Source organism: Mycobacterium florentinum, from assembly GCF_010730355.1.
Taxonomy (GTDB): Bacteria; Actinomycetota; Actinomycetes; order Mycobacteriales; family Mycobacteriaceae; genus Mycobacterium; species Mycobacterium florentinum.
This window is the reverse complement of sequence record NZ_AP022576.1, coordinates 3,729,652-3,749,450: the sequence shown is the minus strand read 5'-3', so window position 1 is coordinate 3,749,450 and position 19,799 is coordinate 3,729,652. Positions and strand designations below refer to the sequence as shown.

The following is a 19,799-nucleotide window of genomic DNA, read 5'->3' as shown; positions in this document are numbered from 1 at the left end:
CATAACGCACAAATCAAACGTTAAGGAGAACCGACCAATGGCAAATAACCTACTCGTCTCACCGGCGATCCTCGAGACGCTGGCGACCAAACAGGAAGCGGCGCAGAAGGATGCCCAGGCTGCCGCCGACGCATTGAACGGCACCGGAAGCAACTGCTGGCTTAACCACGGCGTCATCAGCGGGTGCTCCAATGGGGCCTTCGACACCATCGAGGGCATCCGCAAGACCGCGGGCAAGGCCCTGGGAGACGCCAGCCTCCTGATGGCCGCGAAGCTGCGTAGCGCCAAGGCGGCGTACGAGGGCGTCGACAGCGAACTGGCTGGCAACCTCAACAAGCAACTGCTCGACAAATAATGATGTCCGGTCCCCTCGGTGCCGGCCGCGCCGGTCTTGTCGATGACGTCGTCGGCGTCGAGGTGACTATCGACGGCATGCTGGTGATCGCCGACCGGCTGCACCTGATCGAATTCCCCGCGGCACTGGGGATCCGGCAGAACATCCCGCAGGACGACTTACGCAAACTCGTCTGGGAGCAGGTGGAGCGCGACCTCACCGCGCAAAGCGTGCTGAACGAATTGGGCCAGGTCCACCCGACGGTGGCGGCAATCGTCGACACACTCAGCAGGCCGGACCGGACCCTGGAAGGCCGGTGGTGGCGAAACGACGTGGCCGGCGGCGTGATGGTGCGTTTTGCGGTGTGCCGCAAGGGCGATCGTCATGTCATAGCCGCGCGGCACGGCGAGCTGATCGCGCTGCAACTGGTGGCGGCGCAAGTCGGTCTGGCGGGCATGGTGACCGCCGTGCTGGGCCCGGCGACGCCGGCCAACGTCGAACCGCTGACCGCTGTCGCAAGCGAACTGGCCGAATGCACCACGGCGGCGCAGCTGGCCGGTCTCGGCGTCGCGCCGGCCACGGCCCGCGTCTACGCCGAGATCGTCGGCAACCCGGATAGCTGGGTGGAGATCATCGCCGGTGAGCGCCACCCCGGCGGCACTTACACCCAGACCCAGGTCGCGGCGGGCGTCCTCGACTCGCCGCTGGGCAGGTTGGTGTCGCTGCCCCGCCGCGTCCACGGCGAGCTATACGGAAGTTTTCTATCCGGCAGCCAAGAAAACCTGCAGCGGACACTGGACGGTTTGCTGGAATTCCTCCCGTCGCGCGCCTGGCTGGATCAGACTTCTGATGACGAGTCCGAGCACGCCGACCACACCAATGCCTCGCACCGAGGCTGATTTCTGCCGTAACCCAATTCAGAAAGATGGATCCCATGTCCCAGCATGATGAGCACGACGATCTCTCCGCCTTGGACTTCTCCTCCCACCAGTCCGGATCCGACGACGACGGGCGCGAACACGCGGACGCCCTCGACTTCTCCGCCGCCGATGTCGACGAGGAGTCGCACGTCGAGGCATTGGACGCGTTCACACCGACCGAGCCCGAACAGGCCGACACCGAGCTCGAGGCCATCGCCGCCACGACCGAGCCCTCCGACGACGAAGGGGACGAAGAGGACGGCGTCCAGCAGTTCACCGTGACCAACCCTCCCGAGACGGTCTCGGTGTCGGCGCTCATCGACGGCCGGACTCACCGGGTCACGCTGTCGCCGACCGCGACCAACCTGACCGAAGCCGAGCTCGCGGACGAGATCATCGTCCTGGCCGAGCTCGCCCGGCAAAAAGGGCTGGCCGGACAGCGCACCTACGTCATGGACAGCGCGGCCGATAACGCCGGGCTGCAGCAACTCGGTGACATGGGATTGGACAGCGCGCAGTTGCTGCGTGACTTCGTGGAGACCGGGATGCGGTTACCGACGGAGGAACAGGCCGAGACGGCACAGGCCGAGGTCTTTGCCGCGCGTTACAGCGCCGATAAATGAGCGATCATCTGGCCGGCCTGTTCGAAAGTGCGGTCGGCATGCTGCCGGTCTCGGAGTCGCGGGCGCTGGACCTGTTCACCGAGATCACGAATTGCGACGAGACCGTTTGCGACGCATGGGTCGGCCGCATCCGGTGCGGTGACAACGACCGGGTGACCCTGTTCCGGGCCTGGTACTCGCGCAAGCACTTCGGGCAGCTGTCGGGATCTGCCCAGATCTCGATGAACGCCCTGGGCGCCCGGGTTCCGATCGGCGGCCTCTACGGCGACATCACGTATCCGGTCAACTCGCCGTTGGCGATCACCATCGGCTTCGCGGTGAACGAAGCGGCACAGGGCAACTACGCGGATGCCATGGAAGCCGTCGAGGCCAGTCCGAGCGCCGGTGCCGAACACCTGTTGTCGTGGACCAAGGCCGTGATCTACGGGGAAGGGCAGCGCTGGACCGAGGTCATCGACGAAGTCCGGGCCGCCGGCAAGTGGCCGGACGCCTTTCTGGCCGCTGCGGCCGGCGTCGCGCATGGGGTCGCCGCGGCCAACCTCGGTTTGTTCACGGAAGCCGAGCGCCGCCTGACCGAGGCGAACTCCTCACCCGCCGGTGAAGCGTGTGCACAGGCCATCGCCTGGTTTTTGGCGATGACCCGCCGCAGCCAGGGGAACGAGGAAGCTGCGTTAGCCCTGCTGGAGTGGCTGCAGACCACCCACCCCAGCCCCAAAGTGACTGCGGCACTGAAGGATCCGTCCTACCGCCTGGCAACGACCAGCTCCGAGCAGATCGCAGCCCGAACCGACCCCTGGGATGCGGGCAGCGTCGTGGCCGACACCTCGGGTCGCGAAAAGCTGCTCGCCGAAGCGGAAACCGAGCTGCGCCGGCAGATCGGGCTCACCCGGGTCAAGGACCAAGTCGAGCGATACCGCGCCGCGACCCAGATGGCGCGGGTTCGTGCCGCGCGCGGCATGAAAGTCGCGCAGGCGAGCAAGCACATGATCTTCACCGGGCCGCCGGGTACCGGTAAGACGACGATCGCGCGCGTGGTCGCCAACATCCTGGCGGGTTTGGGCGTCATCCAGGAACCGAAACTCATCGAGACGGCACGTAAGGATTTCGTCGCCGAATACGAAGGGCAGTCCGCGGTCAAGTCCGCCAAGACGATCGACCGCGCCCTGGGCGGTGTGCTGTTCATCGACGAGGCCTACACGCTCGTTCAGGAACGAGAAGGTCGGTCCGACCCGTTCGGGCAAGAGGCGCTTGACACGCTGCTGGCCCGGATGGAAAACGACCGTGACCGTCTTGTGGTGATCATCGCCGGCTACAGCAACGACATCGATAGACTGCTGGAGACCAACGAAGGACTGCGGTCCCGGTTCGCCACCCGTATCGAATTCGACTCCTACTCCCCCGAGGAGATTCTCGAAATCGCAAAAGTCATCGCAAAGAACAACGACTCGGTGCTGAGCGTGGAAGCGGCCGAGAACCTGCTGGAGGCGGCGAAGCTGCTGAGCCAGCGGACGGTGCGCGGCAAGGCCGGCATCGACATCGCGGGCAACGGACGCTACGCACGGCAAATGGTCGAGGCCGCAGAACAATACCGCGATATGCGGCTGACCCAGGCGGTCGACTTCGAAGAGCTCGACGCCGACTTCCTGCGCGAGATCAACGGCGAGGACATGGCGGAAGCGGTGGCCTCGGTGCACGCACGGCTCGCCATTACCGAGTAACGCATGGCGGGCATCCGGCTTACCACCAAAGTCCAGGTGAGTGGCTGGCGCTTTCTGCTCCGGCGGTTGGAGCATGCCATCGTTCGCCGCGACACCCGGATGTTCGACGATCCGTTGTCCTTCTACGGGCGGTCGGCCGCGCTGGGCATTGTGATCTCGGTGGTGATATTGGTGGGCGCCTTGGCGATGGCGTACTTCAAGCCACAGGGCAAACTCGCCGGCGGCAACTTGTTCGTCGACCGCTCCACCAACCAGCTGTATCTGATGGTGTCCGGCCAATTGCACCCGGTCTACAACCTGACTTCGGCGCGGCTGATGCTCGGCAATCCGGCCGAGCCGACCGTCGTGAAATCCGCCGAGCTGGCCAAGTTCCCCCGGGGCCAGACGGTCGGCATCCCGGGCGCCCCGTACGCCACCCCGGTCTCGTCGGATTCGTCGTCGGTCTGGGCGCTGTGCGACACCGTCACCAAGGCCGAGACCATCAATCCCACCGTGCAGACTTCGGTGATCGCGATGCCGCTGTCGCTGGACTCCTCGGTCGATGCGCTGCAACCCAACGAGGCGCTGCTGGCCTACTACCAAGGCAAAGACTGGATCATCACGTCGACCGGGCGGCACGCCACCGATCTGTCCGACCGAACTCTCACCTCGGCGGTGGGCATACCCGTGAACGCCAAGCCGAGCCCGCTGTCGACCGCCGTGTTCAACGCACTGCCCGACGGCGGATCCTGGCAGCTGAGCCCGATCCCGGACGACGGCGCCCCCAATACCCTTGGGCTGCCTGACTTTCTGGTGATCGGGTCGGTATTCCAGATCCATGCGCAATCCGGGCCGCAGTACTTTGTGGTGCTGCCCGACGGCGTCGCACCGATCAACGCCAACACCGCGGTGGCGCTGCGCGCGATTCAGTCGCACGGGCTGGTCGAGCCGCCGTCGGTGGTATCGAGCCTGGTCGTCAGAATCCCCGAACGGGTGTACAACTCGCCCCTGCCCGACCAATCGATCAAGATCGTCAACCGGCCGAACGAACCGGTGTTGTGCTGGACGTGGGAACGCAAGCCCGGTGAGCAGACACCCAGGACCGCGGTGGTGACCGGTCGGCACCTACCGATCCCGACCACGATGATGAGCCAGGGCATCAAGCAGATCCAGGGCCCGGCAACGGTTTACATCGACGGTGGAAAGTACGTGCAGTTGCAGTCCCCGGATCCCCGGTATGGCGAATCGTTGTACTACGTCGACCCGCAAGGGGTGCGATACGGGATATCCGACCCGAAGGCCGCCGCCTCGCTGGGCCTGCAGTCGCCAAAACCCGCTCCGTGGGAGATCATTCGATTACTGGTCGATGGACCGGTGCTGTCGAAAGAGGCCGCCCTGCTGGAACACGACACCCTGCCCGCCGACCCGAGCCCGCGAAAAATGCCCGCAGCGCCCGGAGCAGGTTGATGTCTACGAGAAAGTTCACCCCATCGGTCACCCGCGGCCCTCGCTTGACCCCGGGCGAGATCGCCGTCGTACCACCCGAGGACCTCGGTGTCGACGTCCCACCCAGCTTCATCCAGCGGGTCATGCCCTACGTCATGGGTGTGTGCATGCTCGGCATGATCGGCATCATGGTGTTCACCGGCACCAAGGCGCTGTCCCCGTACATGATGATGACGCCGCTGATGATGATCATGATGTCGTTGAGCATGGTGGGCGCCAGTGGTGGCGGCGGCGGCAAGAAGGTGCCCGAGATCAACGCGGACCGCAAGGAGTACCTGCGGTATCTGGCCGGACTTCGCCCGCGGGTGACGTCGTCCGCCACAGCGCAGGTGGCTTTCTTCAGCTATCACGCACCCCATCCCGACGATCTGCTGTCGATCATCGGCACCCCCCGGCAGTGGTCACGCCCGGCCAATGCCGACTTCTACGCCGCCACCCGCATCGGGATCGGCGACCAGCCGGCGGTCGACCGGCTGATGAAGCCGTCGGTCGGCGGTGAGCTGGCGGGTCCGACCGCCGCACCTCAGCCCTATCTGGAGCCGGTCGCCAACATGTGGGCGGTCAAGTTCTTGCGCACCCATGGCCTTATCCACGATTGCCCGAAACTGCTGCAGCTGAGGACATTTCCGACAATCGCCATTGGTGGCGATCCGGCGGGGGCCGCCGGATTGTTGACGGCGATGATCTGTCACCTGGCGGTGTTCCATCCGCCGGACCTGCTGGCGATCCGGGTGCTCACCGAAACCCCGGACGATCCGGAGTGGTCCTGGCTGAAATGGCTACCGCACGTACAGCATCCGACCGACACCGACGCGGCCGGGCCGGTTCGGATGATTTCCGCCCACCCGGAAAGCCTGTCCGATCTCGCCGCGCGCGGTCCGCACTCACCCGATTCGACGCCGGGCGGACCCTACGTCGTCGTCGTGGATCTGACCGGCGGCAAGGCGGGGGTCCCGCCCGACGGCAGGGCCGGAGTCACGGTATTCACGCTGGGCAACCACCGCGGATCGAACTACCGGATCCGGGTGGCCGCGGACGGGACGGCCGACGACCGACTGCCCGGCCAGCAATTCCGGCAGGTGACGGCGAGCACCGACCACATGACAGCCCGGCAGGCCGCGCGCGTCGCGAGAAAGCTGGCGGGGTGGTCGATCACCGGAACCATCCTCGACAAGAAGGCCAGCACCGGCGGCCCCAAGAAGAAAGTGGCGACCGAGTTTTATCAGCTGGTCGGCGCCAAGAGCGTCGAGGACATCACACCGGCACGCTGGAAGATGTTCGCCGACAAAGACCTTGATCGGCTCAAGATCCCGTTTGGTCACCAACTCAAGACCGGCGAGATCATGACTCTGGACATCAAAGAGGGTGCCGAGTTCGGCGCCGGGCCCCACGGCATGCTCATCGGGACCACCGGGTCGGGGAAGTCCGAGTTCTTGCGCACCCTCATCTTGTCGCTGGTTTCACTGCACCATCCGGATCAGGTGAACCTCCTGCTGACCGACTTCAAGGGTGGTTCGACGTTCCTGGGCATGGAGAACCTCCCGCATACCGCCGCGGTCATCACGAACATGGCCGAGGAAGCCGAACTGGTCGGCCGCATGGGTGAGGTGCTGACGGGCGAGCTCGACCGTCGGCAGAATCTGTTGCGCCAGGCCGGTTTGCAAGTCGGTGCAACGGGGGCGCTCTCCGGTGTGGCCGAGTACGAGAAATACCGCGAGCGCGGCGCCGATCTCAAGCCGCTGCCAACGCTTTTCGTTGTCGTCGACGAGTTCGCCGAGTTGCTGCAGAGCCATCCGGACTTCGTCGGGCTTTTCGACCGGATCTGCCGAGTGGGGCGTTCGCTGCGGGTGCATCTGTTGCTCGCCACACAGTCGCTGCAGACCGGTGGGGCGCGCATCGACAAATTGGAGCCCAACCTCACCTACCGGATCGCGCTGCGCACCACCAGCTCTCATGAATCTAAGTCGGTGATCGGAACGCCGGAGGCGCAGTACATCACCAACAAGGAAAGTGGTGTCGGGTTCTTGCGGGTCGGCATGGAGGACCCGATCAAGTTCAGCACGCTGTACACCGGCGCCACCTACGTCCCCCCGGTACACGCCGAAACCAACGGCGAGGCCGAAAGCGTGGACGGCGCGCGCCCTGGTCCCCGGGGTGTGCAAATCCGGCCGTTCACCGCGGCGCCGATCCTCGACGATCTTGAGGACGAGATACCGGCATGAGTGTGGAGTCGAAGGGCAAACCGCTCAGCGAGGTGGTGCTGGACCAACTCAGCACCACGGAGTCGCGTGCGTACAAAATGTGGCTGCCGCCGTTGACCAATCCGACTCCGGTCGACGAACTCGTCCAGCGCGCCAACCTGCAACCGTTGTACTTCCCGCTGGGGATCATGGACGAGCCACGCCGGCATCTCCAAGAGCCTTGGGGCGTAGACGTTTCCGGCGGCGGCGGCAACATCGGCATTGGCGGTGCGCCGCAGACCGGAAAGTCGACGCTGCTGCAGACCCTGATGCTGTCGGCCGCTGTCACCCACACACCGCGGCAGGTCCAGTTCTACTGCATCGACCTCGGCGGCGGCGGGTTGATGTATCTCGACGGTCTGCCGCACGTCGGCGGGGTGGCAACCCGATCGGAGCCCGACCGGGTCATGCGCGTGATCGCGGAGGTGCAAGCCGTTCTGCGGCAACGAGAGGCCACCTTCAAGGAGCATCGGGTGGGCTCGATCGCGATGTACCGACAGTTGCGCGCGGATCCGAACCAGCCCGTGGCCGCCGACCCGTTCGGCGATGTCTTTCTGGTCATCGATGGATGGCCGGCCTTCGTCGGTGAGTTTCCCGACCTCGAAGCAAACGTCCAAACGCTGGCGGCGCAGGGCCTGTCGTTCGGCATCCACACCATCATCACCACGCCGCGATGGACGGAACTGAAGTCGCGAGTCCGCGACTACCTCGGTACCAAGATCGAGTTCCGGCTCGGTGACGTCAACGACACCCAACTGGACCGCGCCACCCGGGATATCCCGGCGAACCGACCGGGCCGGGGAATGTCGATCGAGAAGCACCACCTGATGATGGGTGCGCCCCGCCTCGACGGCGTGCACAGCACCGAGGGCCTGGTCGAGGCAATCACGGTCGCGGTCAACCACATTGCGTCGCACACCACCGAGGAAGCACCCCGGGTCAGGGTGCTGCCGGAGCGCATCCATCTGTACGAACTCGACCCGAACCCGCCCGGGCCGGAATCCGACTACCGCACGCGCTGGACGATTCCGGTCGGCATCCGCGAGACCGACCTCACGCCGGCCTACGCCCACTTGTACGCGGCGAACCACATCCTGATTTTCGGTGCGGCCAAGTCGGGCAAGACAACCATTGCCCACGCAATCGCCCGCGCGATCTGCGCCCGCAACAGCCCCGACCAAGTGCGCTTCATGCTGGCCGACTATCGGTCCGGACTACTGGACGCGGTGCCGGAGACGCACCTGCTCGCCGCGGGCGCGATCAACCGCAATGCCCAGTCGCTGGACGATTCGATCAAAGCGCTCGCGATTAACCTACAAAAGCGGTTACCGCCGGCCGATCTGACCGCCTCTCAGTTACGGTCGCGGTCATGGTGGACGGGATTCGATCTGGTGCTTTTGGTCGACGATTGGCACATGATCGTCGGTGCTTCCGGAGGGATGCCGCCAATGATGCCGTTGGCTCCATTGTTACCGGCCGCTTCGGATATCGGATTGCACATCATCGTGACCTGCCAAATGAGCCACGCGTATAAGTCGACCATGGACAAGTTCGTCGGCGCCGCCTACGGTGCGGGATCTCCCACCCTGCTCCTCTCCGGCGACAAGGCCGACTTCCCCTCGAGGGAATTTCAGGTCAAGCGTAGGCCCCCTGGCCAGGGTATTCTCGTCTCGCCGGACGGCAAGGACGTCATCCAGGCCGCCTACATCGACCCTCCAGAAGAGGTGCACTGACCACCTGGGGCGGGCGGTTAGGATTATCCCAACGCTCATTACAGGAGCCGGAAGCGAAACGCGATAAACCGCGCCGGGGACTGCTCTGTGCGATTAGGATTTTTACTGCGACAGAAATGGTTTGCGTTCACTCAGGATTTGATACTCGTTCACGTGCGATTCGAGAAGGGTCACGCAAAATGCAACCCACCCGACATTGTCTTCGCGAGCGAAACTTTTTCGTAACAGCAGACCGCAAGAGCTAACCCACTACATACCTCGCGACCAAGGGAGACAGAGCATGCTGTGGCACGCTATGCCACCGGAGCTGAACACCGCACGGCTGATGGCCGGCGCGGGTCCTGCGCCGATGCTCCAGGCCGCCGCGGGGTGGGAGGCGCTGGCCACCAGTCTCGAGACCGAGGCCGCCGAGTTGGCCGCGAGCATGACCGCTCTCTCGGGAGCGTGGACCGGGACCGGCAGCGAGCGTGCTACGGCCGCATCCGCGCGGATGGTGTCGTGGCTGCAGACTGCCGCACTGGCCGCGCGCAAGCGCGGCATGCAGGCCGGGGCCCAGGCCGCCGCGTACATGAAGGCGTTGGGAATGACGCCGTCGCTGCCGGAGATCGCGACGAACAGGATCACCACTACCGTCCTGATGGCCACCAATTTCTTTGGTATCAACACGATGCCGATCGGATTCCACGAAACGGACTATTTCGTCCGAATGTGGAACCAGGCCGGTGGCGCCATGGACATCTACGCCGCCGAAACCGCCGCCAACACCGTCTTCGAGCCGCTTCCCGAGATGACGCCGATCCTCGCCCCCGGAATGGACGCGGCTGCTGAGGCGGAGACGGCCGGGGCAGTGAGCATGCTGTCCCAGGTGGCCTCCGAGTCCGACGCCGGGCTCACGAGTGCGCCGACGACACTGCTCGCGGCGGCCAAGGACGCCGCCGACGACGCGGGCGACCTCACTCCCACACCCTCTGGGCTGGAACAGGTTTCGCAGTTCATGGGCGGGCTCGGGCAGCTGAGCGGACCCATGCAGCAGCTCATGCAGCCACTGGAGCAACTGACATCCATGGCCGGTCAGTCCGGCGGTATGGGCGGTTCCACCTTGGGCGACGGCCTCACGGTGGGCGGCGGCAGTCTCGGCAGCGGACTCGGTAAGGACGGAGCACAGCTCGGCCTGATCGGGGCACCGCCCTTGTCGTCGCATCCGCTGCTGGGTGGCTCGGGCCCGAGCGTCGGCATGGGACTGATGCACGCGGAGACACTTCCGGGTTCCGGTCTGAGCGGGCCCCGCACTTCGATGATCAGCGAGTTGCTCGACAAGCCCGGGGCGGCCCTCGCGCCAGCTGGCGCCGGGGCAGGCTCGTCGGCGGGAGCTGGCTCCGCGCCGCTCGGCGCCGGCGCCGGTGCGCACTCCGGCGCCGTCGCCAAGCCGGGTCTGGCAGCTCCGGTGGCGCTTGCGCGCGAAGAGGAAGAAGGCACCAACCTTCACTACGACGAGCTACACGGCATCGACGACGGAGACGACTGGTGACCGTCCACCACAACAGACTTCCCGGCCGCCCGGGCCGGAAGACTTGCCATCACTTGGCGAGGACAGAGCACACAGAAAGTAGTTCAACATGGCAGAGATGAAAACTGATGCCAGTACCCTCAGCGCCGAGGCCGGGAACTTCGACCGGATCGGTGGCGAGCTTCAGGGTGTCATCAAGGGCGTAGAGCACACCGGCAGCGAATTGGCGAGCCACTGGACCGGTCAGGCCGGCTCGGCGGCGCAGTCTGCGCTGCAACGCTTCCAAGAGGCGGGCAACGCGCAGATCAAGGCGCTCACCGACATTCACGAGAAGATCAGCCAGGCCGGCGTCCAGTACCAGCGCGCGAACGAAGAGCAGGCTTCCAACCTGCAGTCGACCGCCGGCAACATGGGCTTCTGAGCCCACCCATCCCCTCAGCTTTAGAAAGAAACGGAGAAAAATCATGTCGGAAGCTCAGTCATGGAATTTCAGCGGCATCGAGGCCGGTGCGAGCTCCATCGCGGCATCGGTGCAGACCGTTCAAGGTCTTCTCGACGAAGGAAAGCAGTCGCTCGCCAAGCTCGCCGAGGCGTGGGGCGGCAGCGGTTCGGAGGCCTACCAGGCCGTGCAGAACGACTGGCAGACTAAGTCGGACGAACTCAACAACTCGTTGCAGTCCCTGTCGCACACCATCACCGAGGCCAGTGCGGCGATGGCCAGCACCGAGCACGGTGTCAGCGGCATGTTCGGCGGTTAGAACGCAAACAACGCCGAAACACGGGATCGGGCGAGTTCAACCTGACGGGAGAACTCGCCTCTTCTCGTGTTTCGGCATCTGAATTGATTTTCTGAGAGGTTCTCATGGGGGCCGACTACGACCGGCTCTTTCAGCCGCCCGCGGGGGGCGAAATACCGGATGCGACGGCGGATTCGGGTTTCGATATCGATGCCGGGTTCGACGTCGATGCGCCCGCTGCTGCACCGCCTATGCCGGTGGGAATGCCCAAGCCCAACGCCGAGGCGCCCCCTCCGATGCCCGTCGACTGGACCGAACCGCCTGCGCCGGCCCGGCCTGAACCCCAGCGGCCACCCATGCCGGTGCACCCGGGTGACCCGCCGTCGGCCGGGCCCGAAACCCACCGCCCCCCAATGCCGGTCGACGCGACCCAACCACCACCGGCGCCGCCCGGCCCACCGCGACCCCCGATGCCGGTCAGCTACGACGAGCTCTTCGCGCACCCTGACGGAACCGAAATTCCGGAGGCGGGACCGGACTTCGATCTGGATTCCGGCTTCGACACGAGTGCCGCACCGATGCCGGTGAGCCCACCGGTGCCCAATGGCCACGCGCGGCCACCCATGCCCGTCGACTGGGAGGACCAACCACCACCGGCCCGGGCCGAACCATCACCGGCCCGGCCCGAACCCCCACGGCCGCCCATGCCGGTCGACTGGAACAACCAGCCACCACCGACCCGGCCCAAACCACCGCCGATCGAACCCGTCCCGCCGGCGGCCCCTCCCCCACCCGCGCGCCGCGCGCGCCCGCGCGATGTCGCCGAGACCCGACGCGCCCCCACCGGCAACCCTGCGCACGGCCATGGGCCCAACCCGGACAAGCGCCGAGGGAAACCCGCTCCGCCGCCACGCCCGCGTCCGACTCCCCCGGGGCCAACCGGCCGCGCACCGCAATTACCGCCCACTCAACGCGTTGCGGTGCAACCGGATTCGGCCCCGCCCACCCGCCCGGTGAGCAGCCCGTCGCGGATGCGACTTCCCGCATCGCGGTCAAGCCCGCGAAGAAGTCTGCGACCCGGATGGTTTCGCGCCGGGGTTGGCGGCGCTGGGTCCACAAGCTGACGCGCATCAACGTGGGCCTGTCTCGCGACGAGAAATACGACCTGGACCTACGGGATCGAATCCGCCGTAGCCCCCGCGGTTCGTATCAGATCGCGGTGTTGGGTCTGAAGGGCGGAGTCGGGAAGACGACCGTGACGGTCTCCCTGGGCTCGGTCTACGCCCAGGTCCGGCGCGATCGGATTCTGGCTTTCGATGCCGATGCGAGTTGCGGAAACCTCGCCGACCGGGCCGGGCGCCAGTCTGATGCAACCATCGCAGACCTGTTGGCCGACAAGGACTTAACGCATTACAACGATGTCCGTGCGCATACCAGTGCGAATGCGGTCAATCTGGAAGTACTTCCGGCAGAGGACTACAGCACGGCACGGCGTGCATTCAGCGAAGCTGATTGGCACTACGCGTCCGATGCGGTGTCGAAGTTCTACAACCTCGTCCTGGCCGACTGCGGGGCAGGCCTGTTCGACCCGGTGACGCGTGGGGTGCTCTCGACGGCGTCCGCCGCGGTGATCGTGACCAGCGCGTCGATCGACGCCGCCCGGCAAGCCGCGGTCGCGATCGACTGGTTGCGCAATCACGGCCACCAGGCGCTACTGAGCCGCGCGTGCGTGGTGATCAACCATGTGTCGCCGGGAGATACCGACATCGCTGTCGCCGAACTATCCCAGCAATTCGAGCAGTACGTTCGAGCCGGACGGGTCATCGTGTTGCCCTGGGACAAGCACATCGCGGCCGGTACGGAGATCCAGTTAGGCCTGCTCGACCCCATCTACAAGCGTAAGATCCTGGAACTAGCCGCCGCACTGTCCGACGATTTCGACAGGAGTGAACGTCGTTGAGCGCGCCCACCGCCACTGATTCTGCTGCCGGTGCCGGAGCCGCGGCCGCTCCGGCCGCCCCGGGCGCTGCCCCCGCCAAGCCCTCGACCACGCGGGTAACGATCCTCACCGGCCGACGGATGACCGATGTCGTGCTGCCGTCGACGGCACCGATCGAAACCTATATCGACGACACGGTCGCGGTGGTGGCGGAAATCCTGGGCGAAACACCCGCGGACGTTCTCGCCGGTTTCGACTTCGCCGCGCAAGGCGCGTGGACGTTTGCCCGCCCGGGCGCCCCGCCGCTGCAAGCCGACCAATCCCTCGATGACGCGGTCGTCGTCGACGGGTCGCTGCTCACCCTGGTGTCGGTGAGCCGCACCGAACGGTACCGCCCGCTCGTCGAGGACGTCATCGACGCGATCGCGGTGCTTGACGAATCGCCGGAGTTCGACCGGGCGGCACTGAATCGTTTTGTCGGGGTGGCAATTCCGGTCGTGACGATGGCAATGACCGGAATCGGGGCCGTGGCGTGGGTGGCCAACGGCCACCACATGTGGTGGCCGATCGGGTTGGGCGCTGCGGGATTGCTTGTCCTGATGGGCAGCTGGGCCGCCAACAAGTTCTACCGGAATCCGAACTTGTCGGAGAGCCTGCTGGCGACCGCGTTCCCGTTGATCGTGGTGGCCGTGGCGATGGCCATCCCGCGGCCACGCGGAATGACGAGTTCGTTTGGGCCGCCACAGCTCGCCGCCGGCGCTGCGGCCGTTTTGTTCCTGACGCTGATCACGCGCGGCGGCCCTCGCCACCGTACCGAGCTTGCGTCGTTTGCCGCGGTCACGTCTCTCACGCTCACCGCGGCGGCCTTCGCGTACGGATACGGTTGGCAGCAATGGGTTCCGGCCCTGGCGATCGTGTTCGGCTTGTTCACCGTGACGAACGCCGCCAAGTTGACCGTCGTCTTCGCGCGGATCGCCCTGCCGCCCATTCCGGCTCCCGGCGAGACCGTCGAACACGAGGAATTACTCGATCCCATTGCCGGCGAAGAGGCGCCCGAAGACAAAGAAACGCGGACCTGGCAGGCCATCATCGCGTCGGTGCCCGATTCGGCCGCGCGGCTCACCGAGCGCAGCCAGGTGGCCAAACAGCTGCTGATCGGTTTCATCACGGCGGGCACCCTGGTTCTGGTTGCCGGTGTCATCGGGATCTTGGTACGGGGACACTTCTTCGTGCACAGCCTGGTGGTGGCGGGACTGGTGACGATGATGTGCGCGTTCAGGTCGCGTCTGTACGCCGAGCCCTGGTGTGCGTGGTCGTTGCTGGCGGCCACGGTCGCCATCCCGATCGGGGTGACCATCCGGTTGAGCATCTGGTATCCGCAGAGCGCTCGCTGGTTCGTGGTCGTTCTGTTGGTCGCGGCCCTGGTTGCACTAGCGGTGGTCGCGGCGGCCGCCGGGGTTCGACGTATTACGCCGGTGATGAAGCGGTCATTGGAATTGTTCGACGGCGCGGTGGTCGCGGCGATCGTTCCCTTGCTGCTCTGGATAACCGGTGTTTACGACACAGTTCGCAATATCCAATTCTGAGAAAGATGGACAGTGCATGCCGGATGCCGAGAAATATTGCTGCACTTGGGCATGCGGCGCCTTCGGTAAAATCTGTCTGATGGCCGCGCACGCAAAGGGACTGCAACGATGACTGAATCACTGGTGGTTGATCCTGCTCGTCTCAAAGCTGCGGGAGTGGCCGTTCGCGACCAGCAGTTGCCTGCCGCTCCGCCGCCGATGTCGGCGACCGGAGCGGATTCCGTGTCGGCGGCGATCAACGAGACGTTGCCGATAATCGAGTCGCCCGTGGTTAAGGGGTTGCCGGAAGCGCAAGCCGCCCTTACCAATACGGGATCGAAAATGGTCACCGCCGCCGACATGTACGCCCAGACCGACCAACGGCTTGGCGAGAACGTCGGCAAGGTCCAGTTCCTGGCGGCTTCCGAACCCGGTGCGACGGACCAGCCGGCCGGCGCGGCGCCCAACCTGCTGGGTGCCGAGACCGCTGACAAGAAGCCCGACGACGGCAAGAAGCCCGACAAAAAGCCGCAGCCGGCGGTACCGAGCAATCTCAATCAGCTCTCTGCCATGTCACAGGCGGTGCAACCTCTCACCCAGGGCCTGCAGACCGTCATGTCGACCGCCCAGCAGGCCGGCAGCGGCATGGGAAACGCGGGCGCGGCGCCGGCGAAGCTTGCCGACGACACCAAAAAGGACGACACCACGAACCCGGACGACGCACCGGCCGCCGAGTCGCGATTGGTCGACGCCACGACGAAGGAGGGCGCCGCGTCGGGCACACCGGGCTCCGGCAGCGCTCCCGTCGAGCCAGCGGCCGGCGCGCGCCCGGGAACGACTCAGTCAGAGATCGGCCTGTAACCGCCTGGGCGCCCTTGAGCGTCGGGCTTTCGCCCGGCGTCGGCTCGTACCGCTGACCCGTACCGCGCTACTACGCCGGGGCCAAGACGGGCGCTTGCGCCAGCGCCGCGTTGAGCAGCTCGGCGACGTACTTCCAGTACATCCAGTCGGCGACCGCGCTGCGCTGATCCGCCGGGTCGACCGTGGTGTGCGCTTCCCGTAGCAGGACCTCTTCGGCGTGCGCGGCGTAGGCCCGGAAGGCCTGCAGGTGCGCGGCCTGGCGGCCGCTCGCGTCGCTGGCCATCGGCTTCATCAACTCGAACCACAGCATGAACCGATCGTCGGACGGTCCAGCGGCAGCCGGTGCACCGGCATCGGCTCCCGGAACCGGCATCTGGGCGAGCAACTCCGCCATTTGCTTCGACCCCACGCCCGGCGGTAGAAGCACGGCCGCCGCCTGGGGATCCACCACTTCGGCGGGCTCGGGCGCACGCTCGGGCTCGGGCGCGAGCTGCGGCTCCGGTGCCGGCCCGGCGCCCTCCGGGGGAGGCGGCAGCAGGTCGGCCAGGCGTGTGTCGGGCGTCGCCGCCAACCTTTCCGCCGCCTCGGAATCCACAACCGCCAGCCGGGGCCGGCCGATCATGTCGCCCGTTTCCGGAATGTCGTCCGGCTGCAGAACAATCGTCGCCACCCCGGCGTCGGAATTGGCCAACTGCGCCTCGGTGCCGATCACGGCCCGCAGTTCCATTTCGTGGTGGGCCGCCCAGCCCTGCACCGCCAGCACCGGGTACGTGGCCCAGCGTGCCCGCTCGCCGGCGGGGATCGTTTCGTCGGCGCTGGCCAGATAGACCTTCTCCGGTAACTCCACCCCGTCCGGAATGTAGGCCAGCCCATAGCTGTTGGCCACCACGATCGCGCCCTCGGCGGTCACCCCGGTCACCCAGAAGAAGCCGAGGTCGGTTCCGCCGGCAACGTCTGGTGCGTTCAGCGCGGCACCGATGCGGCGCGCCAATTGCAGCGCATCGGGCCCGGCGCGGCGCGCCGCGTCAGCCTTCGCGGCATCGGCGCGCGCGTCGCGTTCGAGCCGTGCGGCCGAAACCGGGATCACCGCTGCCGTCGACACAATGGCTTCCGCGACCTCCGCGCCTGGATGCATCGATTGCGCACGGGGCTTGCTCTGGTTCGTGCGACGGCTGCTGGATGCCGGTCGCGCACTGGCCGATTTGTCGCCGGACTTCTCCCCGACTGGTGCGGCCGACCTTCCGCCCGGTCCGCCGCTGCCACCACTCGATCCGCCGGCCCCCATCGGCCCGGTCGGCACGCCGGCCCCGCCGGCATGCGCGGCTGCCGATTCCTCGCTCGGCGCCACAGATGCCGGCATCACCCCGGGCCCCGACGCGGCCGCGGGTGTCACTCCCTTGGGGCCGCCGGACGGACCGGCACCGGCCTGTGGCAGCCCGGCCGCCGGAGTCAACGGCACTGCCGGAGCCGCCGGGCCCAGGGGCGCCGGCGATCCGCCGCCCGGCACCGCCGGGCTGGGCGGCGCAGGCGTCGGCCGCGGCCCAAGCGGGGACGGCGGCTGCAGACCGCCGCCATCGAGCGGAGGCGTCACCGGTGTGAGCCCACCACCACCTGGGGTCGGAGGTGTGACTCCCCCACCGCCCGGGGTGACGGGTGGTTTGAATCCTCCACCGCCCGGCGGCGTGGGCCTCGGACCCGGGGATGGCGGCGCGACGGGACCGTCCGGGATGGTGACCGGCGGTGGCGCCTTCTGGTCGAGCAGCTCCTGCAGCGCGTTGGCCGGCGGCTTCCAGGCCTTGCTCACCAAGATCTGGGCGGCGGTGCCGTCGACGATGCTGACATTGGCCCCGTGCGTCGTGGTCACCACGGTGTTGATCTGCTGGATGCGTTCGGCGTCGTCCATGCTGGTGTCCTTCTCCAGCGTCGCGATCGTCCGATGAGCCTCGACAACGTTGTCGGTGACGTCCGACTTGGCCTGCACGATCGTCCGGGCCACATACTTGTGCCAGGTAATCACGGTGGCCAGCCCGTTCTGCAGCGTCACCAAACCGTCGATCAGCGTCCCGAGCTGCGTGTTGGCGGCACCCGCGGCGCTGCCCGACCAGATACCCGCGTCGAAGATTTCCGACCGCTGAGACTGGCAGGCCTCCAAAACGTCGGTGACCTGTCGCAGCACCTGCGTGTACTGCTGGGCCCGGTCGTAAAAGGCCTGCTCATCGACATCCGGCCAACCGCCCGGATCGATCATCTGCGCGGCATATCCCCCCGTCGGCTTTGCGAGGCCCATCAGCTACTCCTCTCGCAACGCGGGACGTGCTGCATGCCAGACATCATGGTTAATAAGCGTAATCGAGGTCGGGACAGGCTAACTGCGGCAAAATTCGCGAACGTAGGCGACCAAAACGTACGCATCGACTGCGGACGACCGGTCGCTTTGAGTCATTGTTTTTCGGCCGGGCCCTTGCGCGGACGATTACCGATGACGCCCTCGGTCCACGCCCGCTCCTCGGTGTAGAGCGCGTCCTCGTCGGCTCCCGGTATGCGCTTGCCCTTCCCGCCGCCTTTGTCGCCCTGCCCGCCCATCGGCATGCCGCCCATACCGCCGCCCGCTCCGCCGACGCCGGGAAGCCCTTTGCCCAGGCCCGCTGTCGCCGGCCCCGGGCCCGCTGCCGCGGCCGGGCGTGACGACGCTTCGCCGTCTCCGGTGGCGCCTTGCAGTGGCATCTTGGGCATTCCGCCCATTCCGCCGACCGAGGCCGGCTTCATTCCGCCGGCGCCGCCCTTGCCCAGGCCTTGCTTCTGCATCGCCTTGTCCACCAGCGCCTGGGCATCCGGGGTCGGCGGTGTTTGCGGTGTACCGCCCATCCCGGACGGCAGCGTCGGCATGGTGGGCATCATCGGCATGTTGGCCGACGGATCGGTGGGCAGGGATCCGTCAGGAAGGTCCGGAACGTCCGGAACATCGGCCGGATCGGGTATGACATACGCGCCGTATGGTGCGGTCGGATTTGCCGGCGCCAGGGGAATTTGAGCGGCCGACATATAGGTCGCCAACGCGGTCTCCGACTTTGTCTGCAAAGTCTTGTACCAGTCCAGAGCCATGTACGTATACGGACTCTTGTGTTCGACGTAGTACTTGTACCAATAGTCACACTGCCGTACTTCGTAAGACGTCGGATGCTCGCCGTCTTGCGAGTAGGTCTCCGAGTCGTAGACGGGGGTGGTGGCCTTGACCTTTTTGTGCGCGTCAGCGACCAATTGGGCCTGTCTGGCCAGCGTCGTGAACTGCGTGACCATGCCGAATATCCACTGCTTCTGTGACGTGAAATTCGACTCGACCTGTGCCCTCGCGTCACCCTCCCAGTTCACGAACGGCCGGAACCGATAGGCCAGCTGCTGGAATTTCAGCTGGTAGCTGTTCCACTCCGCGGCAAACGCCCGAAACGCCGTCCCCTGGTCGGGAGATTCGATGTCTGTCGCCGCCTGTCTCACCTCGTAGTAGGGGTATTGAAACGGCGGTGGTGGCGGCGGCGGCGGTGGCGGAGCCGGGATGTAGTCCGGGTCGCACATCAGCGAGACCTTGTCGTTGGCGGACACCTTCGCCGAGGAGCCGGACGTCCCGTCCATGTTGATGGCGTTGATGTCCTCGGCCGCACCCTCGTCGGCTTCCTCATACGCCTTGGCCGCGTTCCGCAGGGACTTCGCCAGCGAACTCCACTCCCGCTGGCACGCTTGGACGTACAGCCGCAACGAGTCGGCGTTGATCGCGATTTGTACGGCGGCATCGCGGACAAATGAGAGAGCGCACGGCGCCTGCGGGTTGCCCACGGGCATCTTCGGGAGCGCCGCCTCGATTTCGTCGGCTCGCGCCATGAGTTCTTGGTATTCGACGTTTACCGTCTGCGTCATTTCGGCTCATTCTCCTTGTGCCCAAGGCCCTGTATTCGGGAGTTCATTTCCTGCCGGCGCCGGCCCGATCGGCAACCGACGAACTCGCGGAATGCCGATTGTGTTGTGCCGCAAGATCGCTTGCTCGCCCGGCGGGTACATCGCCGGACGTCGCGATCCCAGGCGACCGGACCGGGTGACCGTCCCGCCTGGCAGCAAGATGCGGTGTCATCACTGACCACCTCTTTC

14 protein-coding genes and 1 pseudogene are annotated in these 19,799 nt (G+C 66.2%); 13 read left to right on the top strand and 2 right to left on the bottom strand.

Annotated features, from left to right (window positions below):
- Positions 1-37: 37 nt before the first annotated feature.
- From G6N55_RS17755 to G6N55_RS17695, 13 genes and pseudogenes are all read left to right on the top strand, one after another.
- On the top strand, positions 38-355 hold the full coding sequence (locus G6N55_RS17755; RefSeq protein ID WP_085224656.1) for a type VII secretion target: 318 nt from the start codon (positions 38-40) through the stop codon (positions 353-355).
- 2 nt (positions 356-357) lie between these two features.
- Positions 358-1,233 carry an ESX secretion-associated protein EspG gene (locus tag G6N55_RS17750; RefSeq protein ID WP_085224796.1) on the top strand — a complete coding sequence of 292 codons (876 nt, stop codon included), beginning with the start codon at positions 358-360 and terminating at the stop codon, positions 1,231-1,233.
- Between the two features lie 35 nt (positions 1,234-1,268).
- A complete protein-coding gene (locus G6N55_RS17745; protein ID WP_139826998.1) occupies positions 1,269-1,877 on the top strand; it encodes a hypothetical protein in 609 nt (202 codons plus the stop codon).
- Positions 1,874-3,595: a type VII secretion AAA-ATPase EccA gene (gene eccA, locus G6N55_RS17740; protein ID WP_085224652.1), complete on the top strand. Its 1,722-nt coding sequence runs from the start codon at positions 1,874-1,876 to the stop codon at positions 3,593-3,595. Before G6N55_RS17745 ends, eccA begins: the two co-directional genes overlap by 4 nt.
- A gap of 3 nt (positions 3,596-3,598) precedes the next feature.
- The gene (eccB, locus tag G6N55_RS17735; protein WP_085224650.1) at positions 3,599-5,041 is read left to right on the top strand and encodes a type VII secretion protein EccB; all 1,443 of its coding nucleotides are present in this window, start codon (positions 3,599-3,601) and stop codon (positions 5,039-5,041) included.
- Positions 5,041-7,302 carry a type VII secretion protein EccCa gene (gene eccCa, locus G6N55_RS17730; protein WP_085224648.1) on the top strand — a complete coding sequence of 754 codons (2,262 nt, stop codon included), beginning with the start codon at positions 5,041-5,043 and terminating at the stop codon, positions 7,300-7,302. Before eccB ends, eccCa begins: the two co-directional genes overlap by 1 nt.
- Entirely contained in the window at positions 7,299-9,053 is a 1,755-nt protein-coding gene (gene eccCb / locus G6N55_RS17725; RefSeq protein ID WP_085224646.1) for a type VII secretion protein EccCb, read from the top strand. Before eccCa ends, eccCb begins: the two co-directional genes overlap by 4 nt.
- Before the next feature lie 280 nt (positions 9,054-9,333).
- The gene (locus tag G6N55_RS17720) at positions 9,334-10,581 is read left to right on the top strand and encodes a PPE family protein (protein ID WP_085224644.1); all 1,248 of its coding nucleotides are present in this window, start codon (positions 9,334-9,336) and stop codon (positions 10,579-10,581) included.
- Positions 10,582-10,669: 88 nt separating this feature from the next.
- Positions 10,670-10,981 (top strand): WXG100 family type VII secretion target, encoded by a 312-nt coding sequence (locus G6N55_RS17715; RefSeq protein WP_085224642.1) that lies wholly within the window; start codon positions 10,670-10,672, stop codon positions 10,979-10,981.
- A 43-nt stretch (positions 10,982-11,024) separates the two neighbouring features.
- Complete coding sequence (locus G6N55_RS17710) at positions 11,025-11,318, top strand: WXG100 family type VII secretion target (RefSeq protein ID WP_085224640.1); 294 nt, start codon at positions 11,025-11,027, stop codon at positions 11,316-11,318.
- Positions 11,319-11,422: 104 nt separating this feature from the next.
- Positions 11,423-13,257, top strand: a pseudogene (locus G6N55_RS30470) (ESX-1 associated ATP-binding protein EpsI N-terminal domain-containing protein).
- Positions 13,254-14,822 (top strand): type VII secretion integral membrane protein EccD, encoded by a 1,569-nt coding sequence (gene eccD / locus G6N55_RS17700; RefSeq protein WP_085219575.1) that lies wholly within the window; start codon positions 13,254-13,256, stop codon positions 14,820-14,822. The pseudogene G6N55_RS30470 and the gene eccD overlap by 4 nt, the downstream one beginning before the upstream one ends.
- 108 nt (positions 14,823-14,930) lie before the next feature.
- Positions 14,931-15,662: a hypothetical protein gene (locus G6N55_RS17695; protein WP_139826635.1), complete on the top strand. Its 732-nt coding sequence runs from the start codon at positions 14,931-14,933 to the stop codon at positions 15,660-15,662.
- A 70-nt stretch (positions 15,663-15,732) separates the two neighbouring features.
- Here the strand turns inward: G6N55_RS17695 and G6N55_RS17690 are convergent, their stop codons facing one another.
- A complete protein-coding gene (locus G6N55_RS17690) occupies positions 15,733-17,949 on the bottom strand; it encodes a hypothetical protein (protein WP_085219571.1) in 2,217 nt (738 codons plus the stop codon).
- Positions 17,950-18,101: 152 nt separating this feature from the next.
- Complete coding sequence (gene espB / locus G6N55_RS30160) at positions 18,102-19,571, bottom strand: EspB family ESX-1 secretion system-associated protein (protein ID WP_085219570.1); 1,470 nt, start codon at positions 19,569-19,571, stop codon at positions 18,102-18,104.
- Positions 19,572-19,799 lie beyond the last annotated feature (228 nt).